Here is a 20,273-nt window from a genome sequence, read left to right as displayed (position 1 = left end):
GTAAAAAACATTCAAAAGGATCTGCCTTGCTTAATTATAAAGAGATGTCCACGCTTACTCACATGAGACAACATTTTTATGGTACATTTTATCCTTATCAATACCCATAATGCTTTTAAATTTCTATTTAGGATCTCTCGTGTCTACTGTGATTGAATTTTATCGACAACTTAAAGACTTAGCTCAACAATCCAATCATAGACAACTATGCTGTTTACAGGGCGAACAGAGTTGGTGCTTTGAACAAGCCACAGTAATTGTCGATGACGAGAGAGCTGATTATCAATGGTGCGGCGAAAGTCCTACCACTATCACGACATCTCCCTACTCATCACTACTTGGGCAAGATGTAGAGCTACTCTTTCTAAATATGTTAGATGGCTTCGATGCCAACAAGTTTGCAGCCGCTGAAGGATCTGTCTCTGGTGGAGGTATTATTGTTCTTTTATTATCAGATAAAGTAATAGCTACTGACCTCTTTTATCAATACATAACAAAACAGCTAGCATTACATGAATTCCCGATATGGCAACAACACCAATCATTGCCAGCAGTGCAAAGTTCCGCTATTCCAGCTGTTAGTAACAAACTAGACTTAGCAGAACAAAAACAAGCTATTCAACATATTATTAAAACGGTAACAGGACATAGACGTAGACCTTTAGTATTAACGGCTAATAGAGGAAGAGGGAAATCCGCCGCTTTAGGTATCGCAGCAGCAACCTTAATTAATAAAGGTTTAAACAAAATCCTCGTTTGTGCTCCCAGCAAACAATCGGTTTCTACCTTATATAAGCATGCAACATTAACACTGACAAACAAAGATGACTTACAACGCTTACAATTTATCGCGCCAGACGCGTTAGCAAAAGAACAAGCACAATGCGATTTATTGCTTATCGATGAAGCAGCTGCAATCCCAATTAAGTTATTAACGCTTTTTACAGAACGCTATTCTCGATTGGTTTTTGCCACAACCCAATTCGGTTATGAAGGATCTGGCCGTGGTTTTGCGTTACGCTTTCAACAAAAGCTTCATGAAATTGCACCTGAATTTCGCTCTTTCCATTTAAACCAAGCAATACGTTGGTCTAACCATGACCCTGTTGAAGCTTTTACACTTTCAGCACTCTGTTTAAAAGAGCAAGAGCCAAGCAATATTAACGCACTGTCTAACCTTGTTATTAGCGAAATCAATAAACAGACACTATTAAAGCAACCTGCATTATTAAACCAAATCTTTTCATTATTAGTTAACGCACATTATCAGACAAAGCCTTCGGATTTAGCGGCTCTATTAAATGACTCTGAGCTAACCATTATTGCAATACAACAAAGCCAGTTGGAGCCAAAACAAAACACCAGCGTACTCGGTGTCGCATTAATTAATCATGAAGGTGGATTTGATAGCGCATTATGCGAACAAATCTATCAAGGGACTCGTCGACCTCATGGTCATCTAGTGGCTCAATCGTTAACTTTCCATAGCGGTTTTATTGAAGCAGGCTCACAACGTTATGCTCGACTACAACGCATTGCGATACAACCAACACTGCAAAATAAAACCTTAGGCAGTCAATTATTAACTTGGATAATAAATTGGGCAAAACAACAACAGTTTGATCACCTCTGTGCAAGCTTTGCCGCCAGTGACAACATTCTTCGCTTTTGGTTACGCCACCAGCTACAAGTATTACGAATTGGTACACAAAAAGATAAAAGCAGTGGAGAGCATTCTTTTATCGTGAATCACCCTCTAACTGAACAAGGGAAACAATTACACCATCAAATACAGACTGAGTTTAATAAACAGGTTAAAATACAACTCAGCCGACAACTCAATCAATTAGATGCATCATTGATCCTCGCTTTATGGCCGCAAATAGCATCTAATCGACCACTTGAATCGATACGCTCATCGTTATCGGGTTATATTAATGCTAATCGTGGTTATGAGAGTGTCGAATATTTATTAATTGAATTATTGATGGTTTCTTCATTAGAAACCTTAAACAAACAGCAACAACGTTGCGTGATTGAAAAAATAATCCAAAATCATAGCTGGCAAGAAATGGTACAACAGCATCATTTTACCGGACAAAAACAAGCGCAAGCATTCTTAAAAAACTGTATCTGCGATTTACTTACTCAATATTAGTTAACTTAATTAACTGAAAGAACTTATAAGAAGAAAACAATGAGACTCGATAAATTCATTTGCGAATCGACAGAACTAACCCGTAGCGAAGCAAAGAATGCAATCCGCAAAGGATTAATAAGCAATCAAGCAGGCGCATTGCGCAGCGGATCGTACAAAGTCACAGCCGACGATATTATTGAACTAAAAGGGCAAGTGTTAACACTGCGTGGATTTCGTTACATTATGCTAAATAAACCGCCTGGTTTCATTAGTTCAAATGTTGATGAACAAATGCCAAGCTTATTAAACTTAATTGATATCGAGAAAAAGAAAAACGTCTTTATCGCAGGTCGATTAGATGCAGATACAACAGGATTAATTCTGATCACAGACGATGGACAATGGTCTCATCAAGTAACAAGCCCACGTAAAAAATGTGAAAAACGTTACCGCATCTCATTACAAGATCCAATCAGTGAAGAAGCGATTGCACTTTTTGCTGAAGGTATTCAGCTTAAAAGTGAACCGAACCCATGTTTACCTGCAAAATTAGAAATACTCAGTGAAAACGAAGTATTATTAACTATCAGTGAAGGTAAATACCATCAAGTAAAACGAATGTTTGCTGCAGTAGGGAACTTTGTGACTAAACTACATCGAGAAAAAATTGGTGATGTAGAGTTAGATCTTAATCTCGCTTTAGGTGAATCACGTTTTTTAACGGAGCAAGAAGTGAATGGATTCAAATAAATCATTCAACCAACAATGTTACGACTTATTGCGTCAAATTCCTAAAGGCAAAGTCGTGACCTATGCCGATATCGCTCATCAGCTTGGTGGCAAAGCCTATCAAGCCGTGGGTAACGCCATGGCGAGTAATCCAGATGTGATCGTGGTTCCTTGTCACCGAGTGGTCAATAGTAACGGCGCCATTGGAAAGTATGCACTAGGCACAGACAAGAAAATTGCGTTATTAAAAGAAGAAGGGATTTTATTAAATGCAGATAATAATAAAGTCGTGGATTTAGATAAACAACGCCATAATTTTTAAACAAAAGCCTACACTAGTGGTGATTATAAATTCTCTTAATCATCACCCAATAAGTAATGGTTACCCCTCAGTCATACTTTCATTTAGTAACGTTTCTAAACAATGATCTTGAATACCGTAATATTCTTTAATATTCGCGATTTGAGTTAATGTTTTAGCTTGTTCTTTCGCATTCACTTTTGCCTTCTTGACCGCCAAAATCATCTTATTCTTATTGGTATGCTCTAAGCTAATAAACTCAAACACTTTGGTTGTATAGCCATTTGCTTCTAATAATAATGCACGTAATGAATCGGTCACCATTTCAGCTTGCTGTCCTAAATGTACACCGTATTGCAACATAGGTTGAAATAATTCAGGGCTTTGCATTTGTGGACGAATTTGTTTATGACAGCAAGGTGAACACATAATAATACTCGCGTTGGCGCGAATGCCATAATGAATTGCGTAGTCCGTAGCAACATCACAAGCATGTAAGGCAATCATGACATCAGTTTGTTTTGGCGCATGCGTTTTCACATCACCGCAAACAAAGTCTAATCCTTGATGATCTAATGTCGATGCAGTTTCATTACATAAATCGGCTAATGCTTGACGTAACTCCACCCCAGTCACTTGCGCTTCATTTTTCAATGTATGGCGCAAATAGTCATGAATAGCAAAAGTTAAATAACCTTTACCCGAACCAAAGTCGACAACATTTAAAGGTGTTTTTTTATCGTGTGGTGACACTTCTAATGCTTGGCTAAACACTTCAATAAACTTATTGATTTGTTTCCATTTATTGGACATCGCTGGAATTAATTTACGCTGTTTATCTGTCACTTTTAACGCGGTTAAAAATGGACGTTGAATATCGACAAAACGATTCTTCTCTCGATTGTGGGCTTCTGGCGCGGCTTGTATTTGCTTAGCTTTATGTTGAGATATTTTAAGTTTACCCTTTTTACTAAATTCCAGCTGAACTTCGATATCTCTTAAGGTTAAATAAGCGCTTTTAAAATCGTCACCTAATAAACTTTTAATTTCAGTAATGGCTAGATCAATTCTGTGGTTTTTAGTGATGTGATTGGTTTGGTATTCGTAAACAAAACTTAGTACCGTTTCACCTTGTAAGGTAATAGGGCGGATCGCCACTCTATTTAAGGTCTTATCTTCACCTCGATATTTACTTAACAGCAGCTTCACTACCTTATTATTATCAAAACCTGTTGATAACAACATATAAAAATCTTCAAGGGTATTAAGCGTCACTGACATAGTAATTTCCGAATCATGCTAAGGTAAAATATAAGCGTGCATTCTAGCAGTTACTAAGCTTTAATAAACAAGCAATTAATAGTGAACATAATGAATAACAACAAATTTTTCATATTGAATGCTCTTCACTCAAGTCTTTGTGTTTATGCACTAAACCAAAATCAGCAAGAACGGCATAGGCGCTTGGAATAATAAATAGCACTAATAATGTAGAAGTGAAAATACCAAACACGATAGAAATAACAATCGGTTTCACCACTTGAGCTTGCAAACTTGTTTCCAACAATAGAGGTAATAAACCTGCTGCCGTTGTTAATGATGTTAAAAATACCGCTCTAAAGCGATCTCGACTCGCTTTAACTACCGCATCATAAACATTATCACCATCATCGATATGATGCCGAATATATTGCACCAATAATATTGAGTCGTTAACCACAATTCCCGCTAACGAAATAAACCCAAGAATAGATGGCATCGATAAACTATGCCCAATTAACCAATGCCCCCATAACACTCCAATTAATGCCAAAGGTATCGCTAACATCACCACAAAAGGTTCTAAGTAACTACGAAATTGAAAGCTTAATATGGCAAACAAACCAAACAAACCTATCCCAAACCCTTTTATTAAAGAGCTACCTGTTTTAGCCGACTCTTTTGCAGCTCCTTCAAAATCTACTTTTAAACCTGAAAACTGGTTTTGTAACTGAGGAATAAAATAACGACGCATATTACTCACGATCTCATTACCATTAGCTTTGCTATTATCTACATCAGCCATCACAGTTACTGTTCGTTGGCTATCTACACGTTGAATACGTACATAAGAACGCTCACTCTGTAAAAATGCTACTGCACTTAATGGGACCTGTTGCCCTCCTGATAAAATAATTGGAAAGTTAGATAGCACCTGTAAATCACCTGCTTGTAATTTATTAAGTACTACTTTTATTTCTATACTTTCTGGACCAACTTGGACTTCATCGGCCGTTTCCCCAAAATAAGCAGCCCGTAACTGGCTGGCAATCATTTGTCCATCAACATTATAACTCGCAGCTCCGGGCTTCAATTTAATCAATACCTCTTCTTTACCTGGACGCATATCATCCAACACGCCATTAACCCCCGAAAATTGAGTTAAATAAGTTTGTAGCTCAACAGAGGCTTGCTTCAAATAAGTTAAGTTTTCATGTTGTAAGCGCACTTCTATATCTCGCCCAGCAGGACCTATTGCGGGTTGTTTAAAAACTAAAGAAATTGGGTCGACTAATTCACCTGCTTCTATCCTCCATGAGTCTATAAAAGATTCAATTAAAGTATTACGAATTTCCGCTGATAATAAATCCAAGCGGACAGTTGCGACATGAGGACCACTTTCACCAGCGTCAGCATTAAAATTATACTGCACCGTAATATCTTCTATTAAAGAAGTCGTTTCTTTATTTTCTTTAGTTGCTCGTTGACCAACAAGTTTTGCACTAAGAATAATTTTGTCTACAATTTGCTCCGTTTGATGCAAAGTAGAGCCTGGAGGCAAAATAATACGCGCTTCCGCTATATCACCATCAAGCTCTGGAAAAGGTAGGAATTTTAAAGCACCACCAGTAACTAAGGCAAAGGAGGCAATAAATAAACCAACAATCAAACCAATACTGATATAACGCCATTTGACCACAAAAGCTACTTTTTCAATTAATATGACATTTCTAAAATATTCAAATTTAATTAAAAATTCACGTTTAAACTTTAATGTTGTATCTGCTTTTTCAGGTTTCGATAACGAATGAGAGAGGTGATTAGGTAAAATCAAAAAAGCTTCAATAAGGCTAATGCTCAAGACCATGATTAACACCATAGGGACTGCAGATAAAACCTTCCCCATCTGCCCATCAAGCCATAACAAACTACCAAAAATGAAAATAGTTGTGAGAAACGAAGAAACAACTCCCGGAGCAACTTTTTTAACTCCAGCAACAACTGCGTCATTAATTGGCATCTTCTTTTCGACATGAGCGGCAACAGATTCAGCGATCACAATAGCATCATCCATCATAATGCCTATCGCCATTAACAACCCCACTAAACTCATCACATTGATTGAGATATCAAATAGGCCCATTAGAAACAAACCACCTAAAAAAGCAACCGGCAAACCAGCAGAAACCCATAAAGAATAACGGAATGAAAAGAATAACCACATAGCGAAAAAAACTAAAATAATCCCCTGCAAACCATTATTTAACATCATGCTTAAGCGATCAGCTAATAACGATGACATATCATTAGTTAACGTTAAAGTAATGCCTTCTGGCGCAACTTTTTGTTCATTTTCAACAAAGGCAGACACCCGCTCTTTTATACGCAATGCATCGTCAGTTTTATTTTTTTTAATTTTCAATATTGCAGCAGGTTTACCATTAAAGAATATCTGCTCTTCATCCAATTCAAATACATCTTCTATTTTAGCAATATCCTTTAAACGCACCACACCCCCTTCAACAACGGAAGCGATAATAGTATTACCTAAGGCCTCAGGTGTAACCTTACGTTCATCAAAACGAATCAATAAATTCTTATCATTAAGCTCTATATTACCCGCAGGTAGTTTCACATTTTGGCGGCCAATTTTTTCTGCAACTTGCGATACAGTCAACCCTAAGTTTCTAATATTATTCTGGTTTAACTCCACCCTAAACTGGTGGTCAGAAAAACCAGCGATACTCACTAAACTAACGTCATAATCTATCTTTAAGCGCTTTTTTAGCCTTTCCGCATAGGCTTTTAAATGAGGTAAAGTCGCATTTCCAGAAACAGCAACATCAACAACGGGTTCAGCCCAATCAAGTTCTTTTACTGTTGGTGGTTCAATCTGTGTTGGAAAATCTTTAATAGCATTGATTTCTGTCTGAATATCCACCAATGCTCGCCCAATATCAATCTCATCTCCCATTTTAACAACCAATGACGCAAAACCTTCTTGGGCATCACACTTAGTTTCCTCTATGCCACTTAAACCATCGACTGCATCTTCCATTCTTAAACATAAACTATCTTCTACTTCCGCAGGGGATGCTCCAGGATAGACAACATTAGCGATAATATAAGGAGATGCAAAATCAGGAAAAGTTTCTCGCTTAATAGAACTCATGCTACTCAAGCCTAAAACAAAAAAACCAAGCATCAATAAATTGGCAACAGTCGGATGTCGAGTGAATAGCTTGATCACAAGTTAAGATCCTGAGTATTAAGTAATGACTTCGATACTTTCAAAGACATACCAGGAATAGCAGGAATTAAATCATTTAATATCAGTAACTCCTTTTCTTTAATATCTCCAGTGATAGCAACACCTTGTTTACTTCGAAATTTAACCTGAACATTACGAAGGCTGAGTTGTTTATTTTCATCCATAATATACACCTGCTTTCCATGAAGCGCCTTTTCTGGAATAACAAACTCACTGGAATGAAAGCCCTGTATGTTGGCGCTTACAAACATACCTTTTGTTAATGGAGGCCGACTTTGTAGATCTGGCTGTTTAATGTTTTGGGCAACTTCCAAATAAAATCCAATCGTAGCTTGCTCTGTATTAATACTGCCAGAAATACGCATTAGCTTTGCTGGCCACTTGTGTACTTTTTCTCCCATTTGTAACTCAATATTCGCAGTTAAACCTAAAGACTCAATATCAGGCAAATCATTTTTTTTAGGGAGGTCATGAATCGTTAACATAAGTGTCTCTGCATCTTGCAATGACAACTCAGCCTTTACCTCAACGGTGCCAAGTTGATAAGCTTCAAATAAAACACTACCAACTGAAACTGCTTGAGCTTGTTCAATATTAACTTCTGAAATACGCGCATCAAATGGCAATATTAAGCGGGTATTTTTTAATTGTCGTTGTGCATCTTTTAATAACGATTGATTAACCTGTAACTGTGCTTGGGCAACCTTTTTATCATCCGGAAGCAACTTCAGAGCACTGGTCAAATCTTGCACTAGTTTTTTCTGGGCTAATAAATTTTGTTTTTGCCCTTCTATATCAGAGCTAGAGATTAAGCTTTTTTGCTTTAAAGATAATTTGCGCTGGTACTCTTGATTTACTAATTTTAACTTTTCATTTTCAATCTCTAAACTTGCATTAAGATTCTTTTGCTCTTGTTCTAATCTAGTTAATTGTGCGTAGGTAGAGTTAACATTAGCTAATGCTTGTGCTTGTTTTAATTCATATTGAAGTGGTTCGATCTCTAATACTAAAGTCCCCGCAGATAATAAGCCGCCTGATTCCAACTCAGGGTGCCGATATAGCACTTTGCCAGTCACTTCAGAAATAGCTTGCCAACTATGTTTAGGAGCAATTCGACCAAAACCAATAATATTCGGAGCAGTTTGCTTTAAAATAAGTGGTTCAACAGAAACTAAACGAGCATTATCAAAGCTAGGTTCAAGAGTAGGAGAAGGTTTAAGCAAGATAGATAACACTAAAATAGCAACACCAACAACAATACCAAATCCTAAAAATCTTTTTTTATTATTTATGTTGATCATTATTATTTTCTCCTGTAGATGAATCCAATAAACATCCATGTAATAATAATTTTGAATTTTGCTCTGCAAGCTTAGTGATAAAGTCTGAATTGAATTCAATTCCCATTGCACTTTTAATACTTTCAGGCATGAGGAAGGGAAAAATCATCATGCTAAAAAAACTCATCTGCGCACAAAGCGGGTCAGTACCTTCTTTTAATAATCCCTGCTCGTACATTGAAGAAAATATATTGGTATTTTTGAACCGTAGAGTTTGGGCTAATATATCTTTAAAACTAGCATTTTTATCGGTATTTGGCATGGATGCAATTTTAAACATCAACTTGGGGAAATCAGGGTTATCACTCATTACCTGATAGTAAGTTCTCATCAATATTTCAGGACTATCAATAGTAATATTTCTTTCAGCTTTTTCCAACTGAACGCTAACTGGTGCAGCTGTTTCTTTCAACATCTCCATAAATAAGCCAAATTTAGACTGAAAATAGTAGCCAATAAGTGCGCTATCAACCTGCGCTTTTTTAGCAATCATACGTAATGAAACTTTATCATAATCGTATTCTACAAATAACTTTCTAGCTGCAATAAGTAACTTATCTCGATGACCTTTGTTTTCAGTAGGGCGACCAACTTGGTTAATTTTATTCATTAATACCTTTAATTCATCACAATATATCCATCACGTGATGAATATAATAAAACAGTTAAAATTTGTAGGTTAACTATAAAATTCTTTAAAATATTATTTTTGATGAATAAAAACCACTTTACCAAAAATAAGAGGAAGCATTTCCTAATCAACAACGACAGGATTAAATAATTCATTAAATGCCACATGGTGAGCTTTACCGAAACCTTTTACATATAAACCTTGCTCAGGTTGTAAATGAATCAAATGGAAATCGGATAACTGCACAAGTGTTTTCACTGTTTCACCCAACTTCTCGATCATCACTTTAGTCACTTCAGACCATCGTTCTGTCTCTGTTGATATAAGTATAGCGGTAGCATCTAAAGTTAATCTTTTACGAGAATGTAAACAGTCGGCTTGTGATTCATCTTCTATGACCATTAATGAAACAGTAGGATTGATTAAAATATTTTGTGCGTGCCTTGCCATCTCTGAAATTAAAATATAATAGCCATCGTCGCAGGAAACAAAAGGCGCATAACTTGCGTTAGGTTTACCATTTTCATCTACCGTTGCTAGTTGTAATGTGTTTTTGCTTTCTACCAACTTTTTAATTTCAGCGATTAACTTACCTTTCACACCGGCTTGACCCAACGATGACTTTTCCATTAATAACTCCATTTTTTTTAATTGTATAAATTCTTCAAATTGAGCAATAAATACTGCTTTACCTTCATTAATACACTGTCTAAAACTTGAACAGTTGCATCACTGTACTCCAAGTTGATAAATCAGTCAGTAGCGACTTCGCATAACTGTTATTAACTCTCAACACTTCGTGATCAAGCATTGAAAAACAGTTGTTTACTCGCATTCAATAAACAATGAACTCAATGATTATTTAAGTAATAGCAACTGTGTTCACGAGAAAATGCACAAACAGACTCGCCACAAATCATCTGTAAATAAATTGAAGTAAAAGATATATTAATAAAAAAATAAATTTAGAAAAGAGGGATTAGAAAAGACAGGTTAAACTAGCATCCAAAACTAGACGCTAGCAGTGAAAGCGAGCACTAAAGATTTAAAAACTCCATTGCATACTCATGACTACAATACCGGGCAACATCAATCCAGCTTCAACTCCCCAATAATCAGTAAAATTATACTGTGCAGCATGATAGATATAAGGGGCAAATGCAACACCAGTATGCTCTCTCATCGTTTCATAAAAACCATCATCACCACAGCGCTCAAAGGCGCTAATAAAAAACTCACCCGCGTAGGCGTAAACACCTTTAATCACCAAATTATCATCAAAGCGATATAAATCATTACGCATGCCTAATAAAACACAGCGATTTTTTTGACTGTTTAGAAATGTACCCGCCACTAAACTATAGTCAGAATCAACACTAAATTTTCGTTCAATGAAAAATAGGCGATTATCAAAATACTGATTAGAATCATCATTTTTAGGAAAAGCGTGATATAAAAAAGAACCTGTATTAATTGAAAATAGATCCAGTGTATTATTTTCACTTTCTGTAGGTATTATATTTTCAACTTCAATTGTTTCTGCTGGTGATGATTCAACTTCTAAAGAATCCGCTTTAACAAGCACAGCAAAAAAGCTACCGCATAACATCAATAAAACATTTAAACGAAAAAAAACCATAATCAATCATTAAATCCATACTAATAAAGTAAAGCTGAGTATAAAAGCAATCTTCTCAATGTCGAGGAATTCAACATTTTTAATAACAAACAAACCGTAAAATACAACAAGCACTAACTTTTTCATCAATTTAAGAGTAATATTAGCGCCAGTTTTACCCTCTTATCCTATTCAAACATTTACTTTAAAAAGAGAAATAAGATGACACAAACATTAAGCAAAGAAGCTTGTTTAAAAGCAGCTCAAGAACTTTTAGCTCGTCGTAGTGCAAACCACCGCGGTGATCGTTTACCAGAAGACTGCCGTCCAGCTAACCTAGAAGATGCATTAGCAATCCAAGCTGCAACAGTTGAAGCAAGCGGTAAAAAAATAGCTGGCTGGAAATGTTTAGTTCCACTTAACCCAGAGCAAATCATTGTCGGTCCTGTATTAGAAGGGACAGTACAACAAGGTGCAGAGTGTTTAGTTAAATGTACAGAACCAGGTAAAACGTTAATTGAACCAGAAATCGCATTTGTATTAGGTGCTGACTTACCTGCTCGTGAATCAGGATATACTGAAGCAGAAGTAGACAATGCTATCGGTTCATACCACATGGCATTAGAATTATTACAACGTCGTTACGCTGCAAGCGCAAACGATGAACTGATTTTTGCAGACAGACAAGCAGATTGTTTATTAAACGAAGGTATCTTCGTGGGTCCTGAAATCACTAAAGCACAAGCTTACGATGCAGCTGAAATCAAACTATCAATTGATGAAAATAATTACGATGGCAAGCATCCTAACTTATCTGCACAAGCACCAATTTACTGGTTCGTGAACTTCATGTCTGAGCGCGGCATTAATCTTGAAAAAGGCCAAGCAATCATTACCGGTTCTTACGCGGGCGCAATTGAAGTACCAGTAAAAACAACTGACATTGCTTATGAAGGCTTTGGGCAATACCAAGTTACTTTTAAAGAAGCATAATTCGTCGTCACTTAACGACAAATAAAAAGGGAGTCTGTTATTGCTAACAAGCTCCCTTTTCTTTATCCGCTATTTAAATATTATGCTCTACTCTGTACGTCGCTTTAAAGTTAACTTATCATTTTTTCTTATTAAACAATTTCTTAATTGAAAAGCCAGTAACAAGAATAGTTCCGGTGATAACTAACAGCGCACCTAATAATGTATTAAGCCCTATTTCTTCATTTAAAAATAAACTTCCCCATAAAATACCAAACAAAGGCACTAAGAAAGTCACTGATAATGCTGATGCAGGCCCATCATCTTTTACTAATCTAAAATACAACAAATAAGCAAAACCAGTACACGCAATACCTAAAGCCAAAACGGATAAACTAATAGGTAAAGTCACAGGATCACGAATTGGCATAAAAGCAAGAAAAGGTAATACCACAATCACTGCAGCCCACATACTACCGTGAGCATTTTCAAAAGGAGCAACAACCGGAGCAACCTTGGTATAATTAGCAGAAAAACCGTACATTAACGCAGCCAGTAAACAAGCCAAAATCGCCCATAAACCTTGCTCACCCAAAGCTAAAGCTTGATGTCCAACCAATACAGACACTCCCACCATTCCCACTAATAAACCAACACCAGCCTTAAACTTTAAGGGTTCTTTTTGCCAAAGACTTGCGATAACAGCACCAAACAATGGCGCCGTTGAATTTAAAATAGCCAATGTTGATGCATTTAATGTTTGCGCAGCGTAAGCAAATAACAAAAAAGGTAAAGCCGTATTTAACGCACCAATAATAAAGAAATGTTTTAGGTGAGAGACAAACAACAATTGTCGACGTAAATAAAGGCTGATTAGCAGCAAGCATAATGCTGCCGACAAAACTCTTCCTTCAATCAAAAAAGCAGGCCCCAAACTATTAGCAGTAAGTCGCATAAACAAGAATGAACCACCCCATATTGAAGCTAATAATATTAACCGTAAAACACTTGCTAAAGGCATATAAGTCCCTAAATAATCAAGAAGGTGATAGAGTGAGCCAAGAGTATAAATTGATAGGAGAAAAGATGATGCTAGTTTTTTATATTATTTGCGGTTGCCTAGTGTTTGCAATCTCAGGATTAATAATGCAATTCAACCGTTTAGCGATTTATCGTCGTCGTATTATCCGCCACTTTTCAACACACACAGAGCAAGCAAGCCCCTTCGTTCTATCTAAAGCGCAAGAGCAAACAATCAAGCAATGCTTTTTAAAAGGCATTAAAATTCAAGAATGCATTGAAAAACTGGAACAATAGTCGAACACTTTACACATTTATAAATGAGATCATTTTAAAAATACTGATTAAATCAAAGCGATCAAAGTGAAGATTAAGCAATAAAGTCAGTGCGTAGGTTTTTTCAAGTGCTCAGCGGCTTGATTTTTCCAAAATAAAAACTAATTCCTCAATAATCTAAAGCAAAACGAATAATAATTAATCATATTTTAGGGATAAATAACCTAGTAAATTGCTCAGATTTAGATTTTTAATCAAAATAGGGTTTACCTAACCTATTAATTACTTTATAGATTGATCAATTTTCACATTAGAAACATAAGAAATGTGTAAATATGAATGAAAACTAATTTGAAATGGACATTTTTTGTCCAACTTAACGAATTTGAACTAGTGAATTTCATTAAAAGTTCAAAAATAAATAAATTAAAAGATGATCTAGTTCACAAAAAAACATCTAAATTGCCCGTTTTGATCAAATACCAATTTCAATGAGTCACCCCTAATATACACTTGATCTCCAAGTCATAATAAAGCGCACATTTAAGATCGGTTTAATGATGTCAATATAAGGGACGTTATGGAAAAGCATACAGATACAAACGAAACAACAGAAATTGATAATGAATTAGATCACAGCCCACTATTTAAAGCGGCTAATAGTTTTGAATCTAGATCTAGTTTAAATGCAAGTTCAACTCCTAAACAAAGCTACTTTATTGAGCATGATACAGATCGTATCTTAGACAACCTAGATATCCTCAAACAACAAATTTTCCCTATCACAGATTCATTTACTGAAGAAGATTTAGAAGAAGCTAATTTCCCTTCTGTTTGTTTAGTAGGTATAGGTCGTTGTGGTTCTAATGTTTCATTAGACCTTGCAAGCCTTGTACACAGTGCGCGTACATTCTACTTAAATGAATTTAAAGATATCGAGCAAGACAAAATTGCGAAAAACTCTCCTCTTTCGACTTGGATTAGAGGCAGCCTAGGTTTACCAAAAGGCATCGATAAACGTGCCGCATTTTTGATTGAACCTTTCATTATCCTTGGTGATTTAGACCAAGATATAGAAGGACGTGTTCGTTCTTCTTATATGAGTGGCAAAAATAGCCTACTTGATAACTATTCAAAAATGAAAATAATGAACCTATCTGAAGTTCATGCTGGTGGTGCTGGTAATGCACCAGTATTAGGTCAATACCTAGCTAAAATCGTATTAAATAAAGAACCAGAAGCATTCGCAAGTAAAGACTGGAATCCAATCCATTCTTACATTGTTGACTCTTGTGGCATGAAAGCCAACCAATCTCGCCTATTCTTCTATATCTTCAGTGCAGGTGGTGGTACTGGTTCTGGTATGGCATCAGAAATTGGTTTAGCACAACAGTATGCTTACATGAGCAAAACATTAGACCTACAAAAACAAGAGTTCGATGAAGAGAAACAACAATCAGGTGATCATTCATTTGTTTTCGAACCAATCTTTAGTAGTGGTATTTGTGTTTTACCAAATATTGCTTGCCAAGAAGTAGAAATTTCAGAAGCTCTACATATCAACTCGGGTCGTTTATTATGTAAATACCTATCTGAAGAGTGGGATTTCTCATACAACTTAGATCGTAATGGCGAAAGCACAAGTGCTGCTCGTCGTTTACGTCCATGGAACTCAATGATGTTAATTTCGAATGACATCATGCGTTATGCTGAAGAAGCCAATGGCGGCAGCATGCAAAATGTTGACGTTAGCACCATGGAAAAATACGCAAACCAATACATTTCACAACAAATATTCAACATCTTAACAGCACAAGCAGTGACTAAAGATTACGACCAAGATTACTTCCGTCGTGCAGGTGTGGATATTAGTGAAACCATTCGATTAGATGCGAACGACTTATTCATGAGTTTAGCGGGTCCTGTAACGATTGCTTACGCAGAATCAACAGTTAACAAAACAGCACCTATTATCGATGGTAAACAAGCAACTAATAGAGAATTAGTTGAGTTAGATATCGATGATTTATTCTTCCGTTCAATCGATTTACCACACTTCAATAAAGAAACAAAAGCGATTGAAGGTGTCAGTCTATTACCAATGGAAGCTGAAGCTTACCGAGAGTTATTAGCTGAATGTCGTGCAAATAACTTTGATACAAGCAAACTAAAAGAAATTCTATTCTTTGAAAAATGTTCTTCTATTGTATCGATTATTTCATTACCAAAAGACTACAAACTTTCATACATGGATTTAAACAAACTTAAATCTCATTTGAATAACTTGTTCCCGAATACAACACTTAAGCGTTACGCGCTAGTTATTGGTTCGTCTGAAAATATTTCATTAACAACATTAATTGCTAAGAGCCCTTGTTTAAGTGATGACTTCTTAACATTAATCGTATCTTACGTTAAACGTTGTTTTGCACGCGGTGATGCTTGTTTTGATGCAGACTTCGATAGCAACTTCTTACAACTAATCAAAGATGAAGAGTTTGACGAAGACAAATTAGACGTAATGATTGAACAGTTTGAAAATCCAGCGAAAATTCTTGATACAAACTGGCATGCAATCAAGCCAATGTACGAGAAAAAATACCGTGAGATTTTAGGTGATGATCAAGATAGCTTTGTATCAATCAATGATATTCGCTTAACATCAGATCATGTTAAACGTGCTATCAAATACCTACGTGAAATTTACCGTTACCGCATTAGTAAAACAAAACTTGTTTCACTAAACAGCCCAACGCGTATAAGTTTAAATCCGCAAAAAGCAAAAGTGCAAGCACCAGAGCCAATTCCAGCTCCAGTGATAGAAGAGAAAAAACCAGTGGTAGAGGAAAAACCAAAACCACGCACTAGAGCAAGAGCTAAACCAGCAGCAAAAGCTGAAAAGCCAAAGAAATAGAATAAATTAAGCCAGCGTTAAGCTTAATGCCGTTCACTTAAGGTGAACGGCATATTTACTTTTAGCCACTGGATATCTGTTTTTAGACGCTTTTAAACACCTCGGATAACTTCGTTCGCGCTTTCCCTCCAACTCAAATTTTGCCGCATTTCTTTCTATATGAACCACTATTTTCGGGACATTGCCTGGTGAGTATATCGGTATCAATAGAGAGTTTTCGTTTTCTTAACATAGCGATGCCGTTAGATTGCAGGCAAGATTCAATAATATCCAGCTCTAAGATATCAGACAAAGAAGAAAATTCGGTAAGACGGTTATACTAATCACGATAAATAGCTTATCTATTTTTCTGGCTAAAACAGCCCACTTCTTCGCAAAATTTAGGTAACATATTTAACGAAATTGGTATTAATTGACGAGCGAGCAAGTGCTCTCTGAATGTTCCATAAAAAATCCCATGACCTTTTGAGGCATAGGATTTTGATCTTCTTGCGCTAAAAATAAGCTAATTTTTCTTAACTGCTCGGGATTAAGCTTCAAGCTGGCTTTTTTATATTAAGAATTTTATTTAGTAACAGTGGTTAAGCATTAATTAATGCGTCACTCTATCACCCCAGATTTCTTTCAAGCGTTGGTCACGGCCACAATTCCAGCGATAAGCTTTATAGCGGTACGGATAGTTCTTGTAATAATCTTGATGGTAACTTTCATTACCTTTAATAGGGTAAAAAGTACTTGCCGTTAATATAGGCGTCACTACGGTTTGATCAGAGAACTCATCAATCACAGCTTGCTTAGATTTCTCAGCTAACGCACGCTCTTCTTCATTGGCAACAAAAACGGCACTTAAATAAGCATGGCCTTTATCGCAAAACTGACCTCTTGAATCAAAAGGGTCAATGTTCACCCAGTAGTGATCTAATATCTGTTGATAACTCACTTGTTTAGCATCGTAAGTGATTTCAACCGCTTCATAATGCCCTTTGTGATTGCCTTGGTAAGTTGGATTCTTAACTTCACCACCAGTAAATCCTGAAACAACATCAGTCACACCCGGTAGCTTTTCAAAATCAGATTCTATACACCAAAAACATCCACCCGCTAATACTGTTTTTTCAGCACTAGCCAATGACACATAAAAAAGCATCGAAGCAGATAACATTAACCCTATTAATTTTTTCATAACACTCTCTTTTAACATCTTATTTCTAGCTTTGTGATAGACGGACGAAGTCATATCATAGTAGTAGACCCGACATGAGCAATAATAATTTCATTGCTCAGTAGATTAATTGAATTTTATAACACCCAAAAATGTATCGCCTAAAAACATTGAGCACTATAAAACTCAAAAAAACAAATAACAACAAACTCTGAGTACTATAAAACACTTTATTTGATTTTTATTGGTTTTTTGAGTAACATAATGCTCATTGAGTCTAGGGAGAATATTCAATGGAAGCGATTAATTTTGAAAATTTAAATGAGCTCACTGTACAAGCTTTCATTGATAATGCATGGAAAGATATCGCGAAGATAATATTCCCCAAAAATACTGACTACACATTTGACGCTACTGAAGTTCATTATGAATCGGACTATGCGACTCAGAATCTTTTTGCAGATGATCATCATGCAGTATCTATCAATCACCCTGTTCAATTATTTTTTGATGACGGTGGGCAACAAGGTTGGTTGAAGTTCATTGACGACATCATCCCTAGTGGTTCAAGCCGTAAATACTGGCTAACACAAATAGATACAGAGGGGATGTCAGCGAACCAACAAAAATTCGTGTTGTTAGCATATGGCGCTATTTCTCCCATTGGAAATTTACGCATCAAAGAATCTATCGAAGCGGTTACTAAAGTGCCAACTCAATACTTTGAAGTTTCAGAGGTAGCAAATAGAGGCGCAGACTTTTTAAGTTACGCACAAACTCGGGGAGCTGCAGCTGGCGGTGCAACTGGAGCCGGAGGAGAAGCCCCCAAATTACTACTAAGACGCAGTAAAAATGATGCTGTGTGGATAGATACCTACCAAGAAAATACAAATATCAATGATATGTATTACCTTGTTAAATTCCCAAGAGGAAACAGAAGCGGCATTGATGATGCAGTGTTAGTTGCAGAGTATCATTATTATCATGAATTAACTGATATGGGTTTTAGTACTATACCTGTCGCAGACATGAAACTAGAAGAAGGTGATAACCATCATTCACTTTGGTTACCAAGGTTCGATATAACAACCCAAGCAGATGGAACGACCAAGCGTTATGCAATGGAGTCTGTGTATTCAATGCTAAAGAAACCGCCTGGAACTATTTTAGATCATGGCGAGACTATACGTGAGTTGATTGCTCTGATCACCGAAAGTAACACGGTCAAAGAGAAAGACCTCCTCTTTGATGTTGAGGCATTTATCATTGAATGGGTTCGCCGTGATTTATTAAACATTGCCTTTGGTAATAGCGATAACCACGGTCGAAACACCTCATTTTATAGAGATGAAAAAGGGATCCGATTAACCCCCATTTATGACTTTGCTCCTATGAAAGCGGATCCAGAAGGCATACCAAGAACAACCAAGTGGGCAGCGCCAGATTTAGAGTTGGGTGGCGACTTTAACTTTATCAATATTGCACACTCTTTAAGTGATTTGATTGACCCAGAAGTATTAATGAATGAATTAAAGGTAACAGCACGCCAACTAGTGGGCTTAAAGCAAAGGTTAATAGACCGTGGTGTTCCTGAGCAAATAATTAATATGCCAATATTTGGGTTTGATTTTTTAGATCAAAAATTACAACGATGGGAATTATTATGAGCAAGAAAAGCTTAACTAATACGGTCAATTTTCTTAAAAAAAATAATGCAGATAAGAACCTAAAATTTAACAATAAAGGTGAGCGTATCGAGTCTAGGAACGAGACTGCACACAGTCAAATTGAAACGAATCGAGTTGATGAATCCGTTCTCCATATGGCAGCTGAAAAAGTCGAAGAAGCAACTCTTGCTCAGAAGGCTACTTTACCTAGGCGTAAAGTACTTGGAAGTAATACAACAAAGAGTGATGGAACTCAAACTAGGCAACGTTCGTCTACGAACACAGCGATTAAGGACACAAAGTTACGTAAAGCAATTATTAATAGTGTTATGACTAAATTGCTATTTTCAGACATCACACAAGGAGATGCCTTAATTCAGTTGCGCATACAGGTACTAGGCTTTAACCAGGAAAAATATGCGAAATTAGTTAACGTTTCTCGTAAAAAACTTTCTGATATAGAAAACAACAGAAGTAACCCAAGCGTTGAGGTTTTGAATAAAGTGTTCAAGCCTTTTGGTTTAAATGTAGGTTTGATCCCAATCTCCCCCACTGTATTGAAAAGCGTTCTAGATGATAATGGTGATGAATTTGCTAGGCATTTTCCCGAGTAAGGCCAAACAAAAATAATCAAATAAGCGTGTTTTTTATTAACTATTAAGCTCAAATTTGAAAGGTAATTAGGTTGCTTGTGAAACTGATAGCTTGTTGTGGCTAAATATAATGGGTCGTAGATTGATAGTTTATATCGATCTTAGAATATGTATTCTGCTTCGCAGTAAAACGATATGGCTTCACTTGATAATGGCAAAAAACAAGACACCTTCGATTATCTTCAATCACAAATAAAGCAGATAACATGTTTACGTCATTTTTATGTGCACAACATAATCAAAAAACGTGTGCATGTAAAAGGCAGCTCAAAAGGTTACTTCACTTCAAGAACTATTATCTATCAAACAATCGATGGCC

The 20,273-nt window shown here is 36.3% G+C and carries 16 protein-coding genes; 8 read left to right on the top strand and 8 right to left on the bottom strand.

Features of this window, described 5'->3' with window-relative positions; genetic code table 11:
- The first annotated feature begins 139 nt into the window (after positions 1-139).
- The 3 genes from E2R67_RS03915 to E2R67_RS03905 are packed head-to-tail and all read left to right on the top strand — an operon-like array spanning position 140 to position 3,191.
- A complete protein-coding gene (locus E2R67_RS03915) occupies positions 140-2,158 on the top strand; it encodes a GNAT family N-acetyltransferase (protein WP_243836950.1) in 2,019 nt (672 codons plus the stop codon).
- 39 nt (positions 2,159-2,197) lie between these two features.
- On the top strand, positions 2,198-2,890 hold the full coding sequence (locus E2R67_RS03910; RefSeq protein WP_134289632.1) for a pseudouridine synthase: 693 nt from the start codon (positions 2,198-2,200) through the stop codon (positions 2,888-2,890).
- On the top strand, positions 2,877-3,191 hold the full coding sequence (locus tag E2R67_RS03905; protein ID WP_134289631.1) for an MGMT family protein: 315 nt from the start codon (positions 2,877-2,879) through the stop codon (positions 3,189-3,191). The genes E2R67_RS03910 and E2R67_RS03905 overlap by 14 nt, the downstream gene beginning before the upstream one ends.
- 60 nt (positions 3,192-3,251) lie before the next feature.
- On the opposite strand, the gene E2R67_RS03900 is transcribed toward E2R67_RS03905, so the two are convergent.
- From E2R67_RS03900 to E2R67_RS03875, 6 genes are all read right to left on the bottom strand, one after another.
- On the bottom strand, positions 3,252-4,451 hold the full coding sequence (locus E2R67_RS03900; RefSeq protein WP_134289630.1) for a class I SAM-dependent methyltransferase: 1,200 nt from the start codon (positions 4,449-4,451) through the stop codon (positions 3,252-3,254).
- A gap of 109 nt (positions 4,452-4,560) precedes the next feature.
- Complete coding sequence (locus E2R67_RS03895; RefSeq protein ID WP_134289629.1) at positions 4,561-7,680, bottom strand: efflux RND transporter permease subunit; 3,120 nt, start codon at positions 7,678-7,680, stop codon at positions 4,561-4,563.
- Complete coding sequence (locus tag E2R67_RS03890; protein ID WP_243836949.1) at positions 7,677-9,002, bottom strand: efflux RND transporter periplasmic adaptor subunit; 1,326 nt, start codon at positions 9,000-9,002, stop codon at positions 7,677-7,679. The genes E2R67_RS03895 and E2R67_RS03890 overlap by 4 nt, the downstream gene beginning before the upstream one ends.
- Entirely contained in the window at positions 8,986-9,651 is a 666-nt protein-coding gene (locus E2R67_RS03885; protein WP_134289628.1) for a TetR/AcrR family transcriptional regulator, read from the bottom strand. The genes E2R67_RS03890 and E2R67_RS03885 overlap by 17 nt, the downstream gene beginning before the upstream one ends.
- A 144-nt stretch (positions 9,652-9,795) precedes the next feature.
- Complete coding sequence (locus E2R67_RS03880; RefSeq protein ID WP_134289627.1) at positions 9,796-10,302, bottom strand: pyridoxamine 5'-phosphate oxidase family protein; 507 nt, start codon at positions 10,300-10,302, stop codon at positions 9,796-9,798.
- Between the two features lie 415 nt (positions 10,303-10,717).
- On the bottom strand, positions 10,718-11,311 hold the full coding sequence (locus E2R67_RS03875) for a hypothetical protein (RefSeq protein WP_208379458.1): 594 nt from the start codon (positions 11,309-11,311) through the stop codon (positions 10,718-10,720).
- Positions 11,312-11,512: 201 nt separating this feature from the next.
- Between E2R67_RS03875 and E2R67_RS03870 the strand changes: the two genes are divergently transcribed.
- Positions 11,513-12,283: a fumarylacetoacetate hydrolase family protein gene (locus E2R67_RS03870; protein ID WP_134289626.1), complete on the top strand. Its 771-nt coding sequence runs from the start codon at positions 11,513-11,515 to the stop codon at positions 12,281-12,283.
- Between the two features lie 118 nt (positions 12,284-12,401).
- Here E2R67_RS03870 and E2R67_RS03865 read toward each other — a convergent pair whose 3' ends face one another.
- Positions 12,402-13,283 (bottom strand): DMT family transporter, encoded by an 882-nt coding sequence (locus E2R67_RS03865; protein WP_134289625.1) that lies wholly within the window; start codon positions 13,281-13,283, stop codon positions 12,402-12,404.
- Positions 13,284-13,408: 125 nt separating this feature from the next.
- On the opposite strand from E2R67_RS03865, the gene E2R67_RS16585 reads away from it, so the two are divergent.
- Both E2R67_RS16585 and E2R67_RS03860 read left to right on the top strand, forming a co-directional pair.
- Positions 13,409-13,579: a hypothetical protein gene (locus E2R67_RS16585; protein ID WP_166739307.1), complete on the top strand. Its 171-nt coding sequence runs from the start codon at positions 13,409-13,411 to the stop codon at positions 13,577-13,579.
- 559 nt (positions 13,580-14,138) lie between these two features.
- Positions 14,139-16,472, top strand: coding sequence for a hypothetical protein (locus E2R67_RS03860; protein WP_208379457.1), 2,334 nt, complete (start codon positions 14,139-14,141; stop codon positions 16,470-16,472).
- A 592-nt stretch (positions 16,473-17,064) separates the two neighbouring features.
- On the opposite strand, the gene msrA is transcribed toward E2R67_RS03860, so the two are convergent.
- Positions 17,065-17,655 (bottom strand): peptide-methionine (S)-S-oxide reductase MsrA, encoded by a 591-nt coding sequence (gene msrA, locus E2R67_RS03855; protein ID WP_134289624.1) that lies wholly within the window; start codon positions 17,653-17,655, stop codon positions 17,065-17,067.
- Positions 17,656-17,927: 272 nt separating this feature from the next.
- Here msrA and E2R67_RS03850 point away from each other — a divergent pair, with 272 nt between their 5' ends.
- Both E2R67_RS03850 and E2R67_RS03845 read left to right on the top strand, forming a co-directional pair.
- The gene (locus tag E2R67_RS03850; protein ID WP_134289623.1) at positions 17,928-19,301 is read left to right on the top strand and encodes a type II toxin-antitoxin system HipA family toxin; all 1,374 of its coding nucleotides are present in this window, start codon (positions 17,928-17,930) and stop codon (positions 19,299-19,301) included.
- Positions 19,298-19,915, top strand: a complete 618-nt coding sequence (locus tag E2R67_RS03845) for a helix-turn-helix transcriptional regulator (protein ID WP_134289622.1) — start codon at positions 19,298-19,300, stop codon at positions 19,913-19,915. Before E2R67_RS03850 ends, E2R67_RS03845 begins: the two co-directional genes overlap by 4 nt.
- Positions 19,916-20,273: the final 358 nt, after the last annotated feature.

The sequence above is a fragment of the Psychromonas algicola genome (assembly GCF_004378355.1).
In the GTDB taxonomy this organism is placed as follows: domain Bacteria; phylum Pseudomonadota; class Gammaproteobacteria; order Enterobacterales; family Psychromonadaceae; genus Psychromonas.
Note: the sequence above shows the minus strand (reverse complement) of the source record. Positions and strands in the feature narration are given on the sequence as shown.

Coding starts and splice junctions, on each gene's coding strand:
- E2R67_RS03900 (WP_134289630.1), bottom strand. CDS start 4,451: ATGTCAGTGACGCTTAATACCCTTGAAGATTTTTATATGTTGTTATCA.
- E2R67_RS03850 (WP_134289623.1), top strand. CDS start 17,928: ATGGAAGCGATTAATTTTGAAAATTTAAATGAGCTCACTGTACAAGCT.
- E2R67_RS03860 (WP_208379457.1), top strand. CDS start 14,139: ATGGAAAAGCATACAGATACAAACGAAACAACAGAAATTGATAATGAA.
- E2R67_RS03875 (WP_208379458.1), bottom strand. CDS start 11,311: ATGGTTTTTTTTCGTTTAAATGTTTTATTGATGTTATGCGGTAGCTTT.
- E2R67_RS03885 (WP_134289628.1), bottom strand. CDS start 9,651: ATGAATAAAATTAACCAAGTTGGTCGCCCTACTGAAAACAAAGGTCAT.
- E2R67_RS03890 (WP_243836949.1), bottom strand. CDS start 9,002: ATGATCAACATAAATAATAAAAAAAGATTTTTAGGATTTGGTATTGTT.
- E2R67_RS03870 (WP_134289626.1), top strand. CDS start 11,513: ATGACACAAACATTAAGCAAAGAAGCTTGTTTAAAAGCAGCTCAAGAA.
- E2R67_RS03845 (WP_134289622.1), top strand. CDS start 19,298: ATGAGCAAGAAAAGCTTAACTAATACGGTCAATTTTCTTAAAAAAAAT.
- E2R67_RS03910 (WP_134289632.1), top strand. CDS start 2,198: ATGAGACTCGATAAATTCATTTGCGAATCGACAGAACTAACCCGTAGC.
- msrA (WP_134289624.1), bottom strand. CDS start 17,655: ATGAAAAAATTAATAGGGTTAATGTTATCTGCTTCGATGCTTTTTTAT.
- E2R67_RS03865 (WP_134289625.1), bottom strand. CDS start 13,283: ATGCCTTTAGCAAGTGTTTTACGGTTAATATTATTAGCTTCAATATGG.
- E2R67_RS03880 (WP_134289627.1), bottom strand. CDS start 10,302: ATGGAAAAGTCATCGTTGGGTCAAGCCGGTGTGAAAGGTAAGTTAATC.
- E2R67_RS03905 (WP_134289631.1), top strand. CDS start 2,877: ATGGATTCAAATAAATCATTCAACCAACAATGTTACGACTTATTGCGT.
- E2R67_RS16585 (WP_166739307.1), top strand. CDS start 13,409: ATGCAATTCAACCGTTTAGCGATTTATCGTCGTCGTATTATCCGCCAC.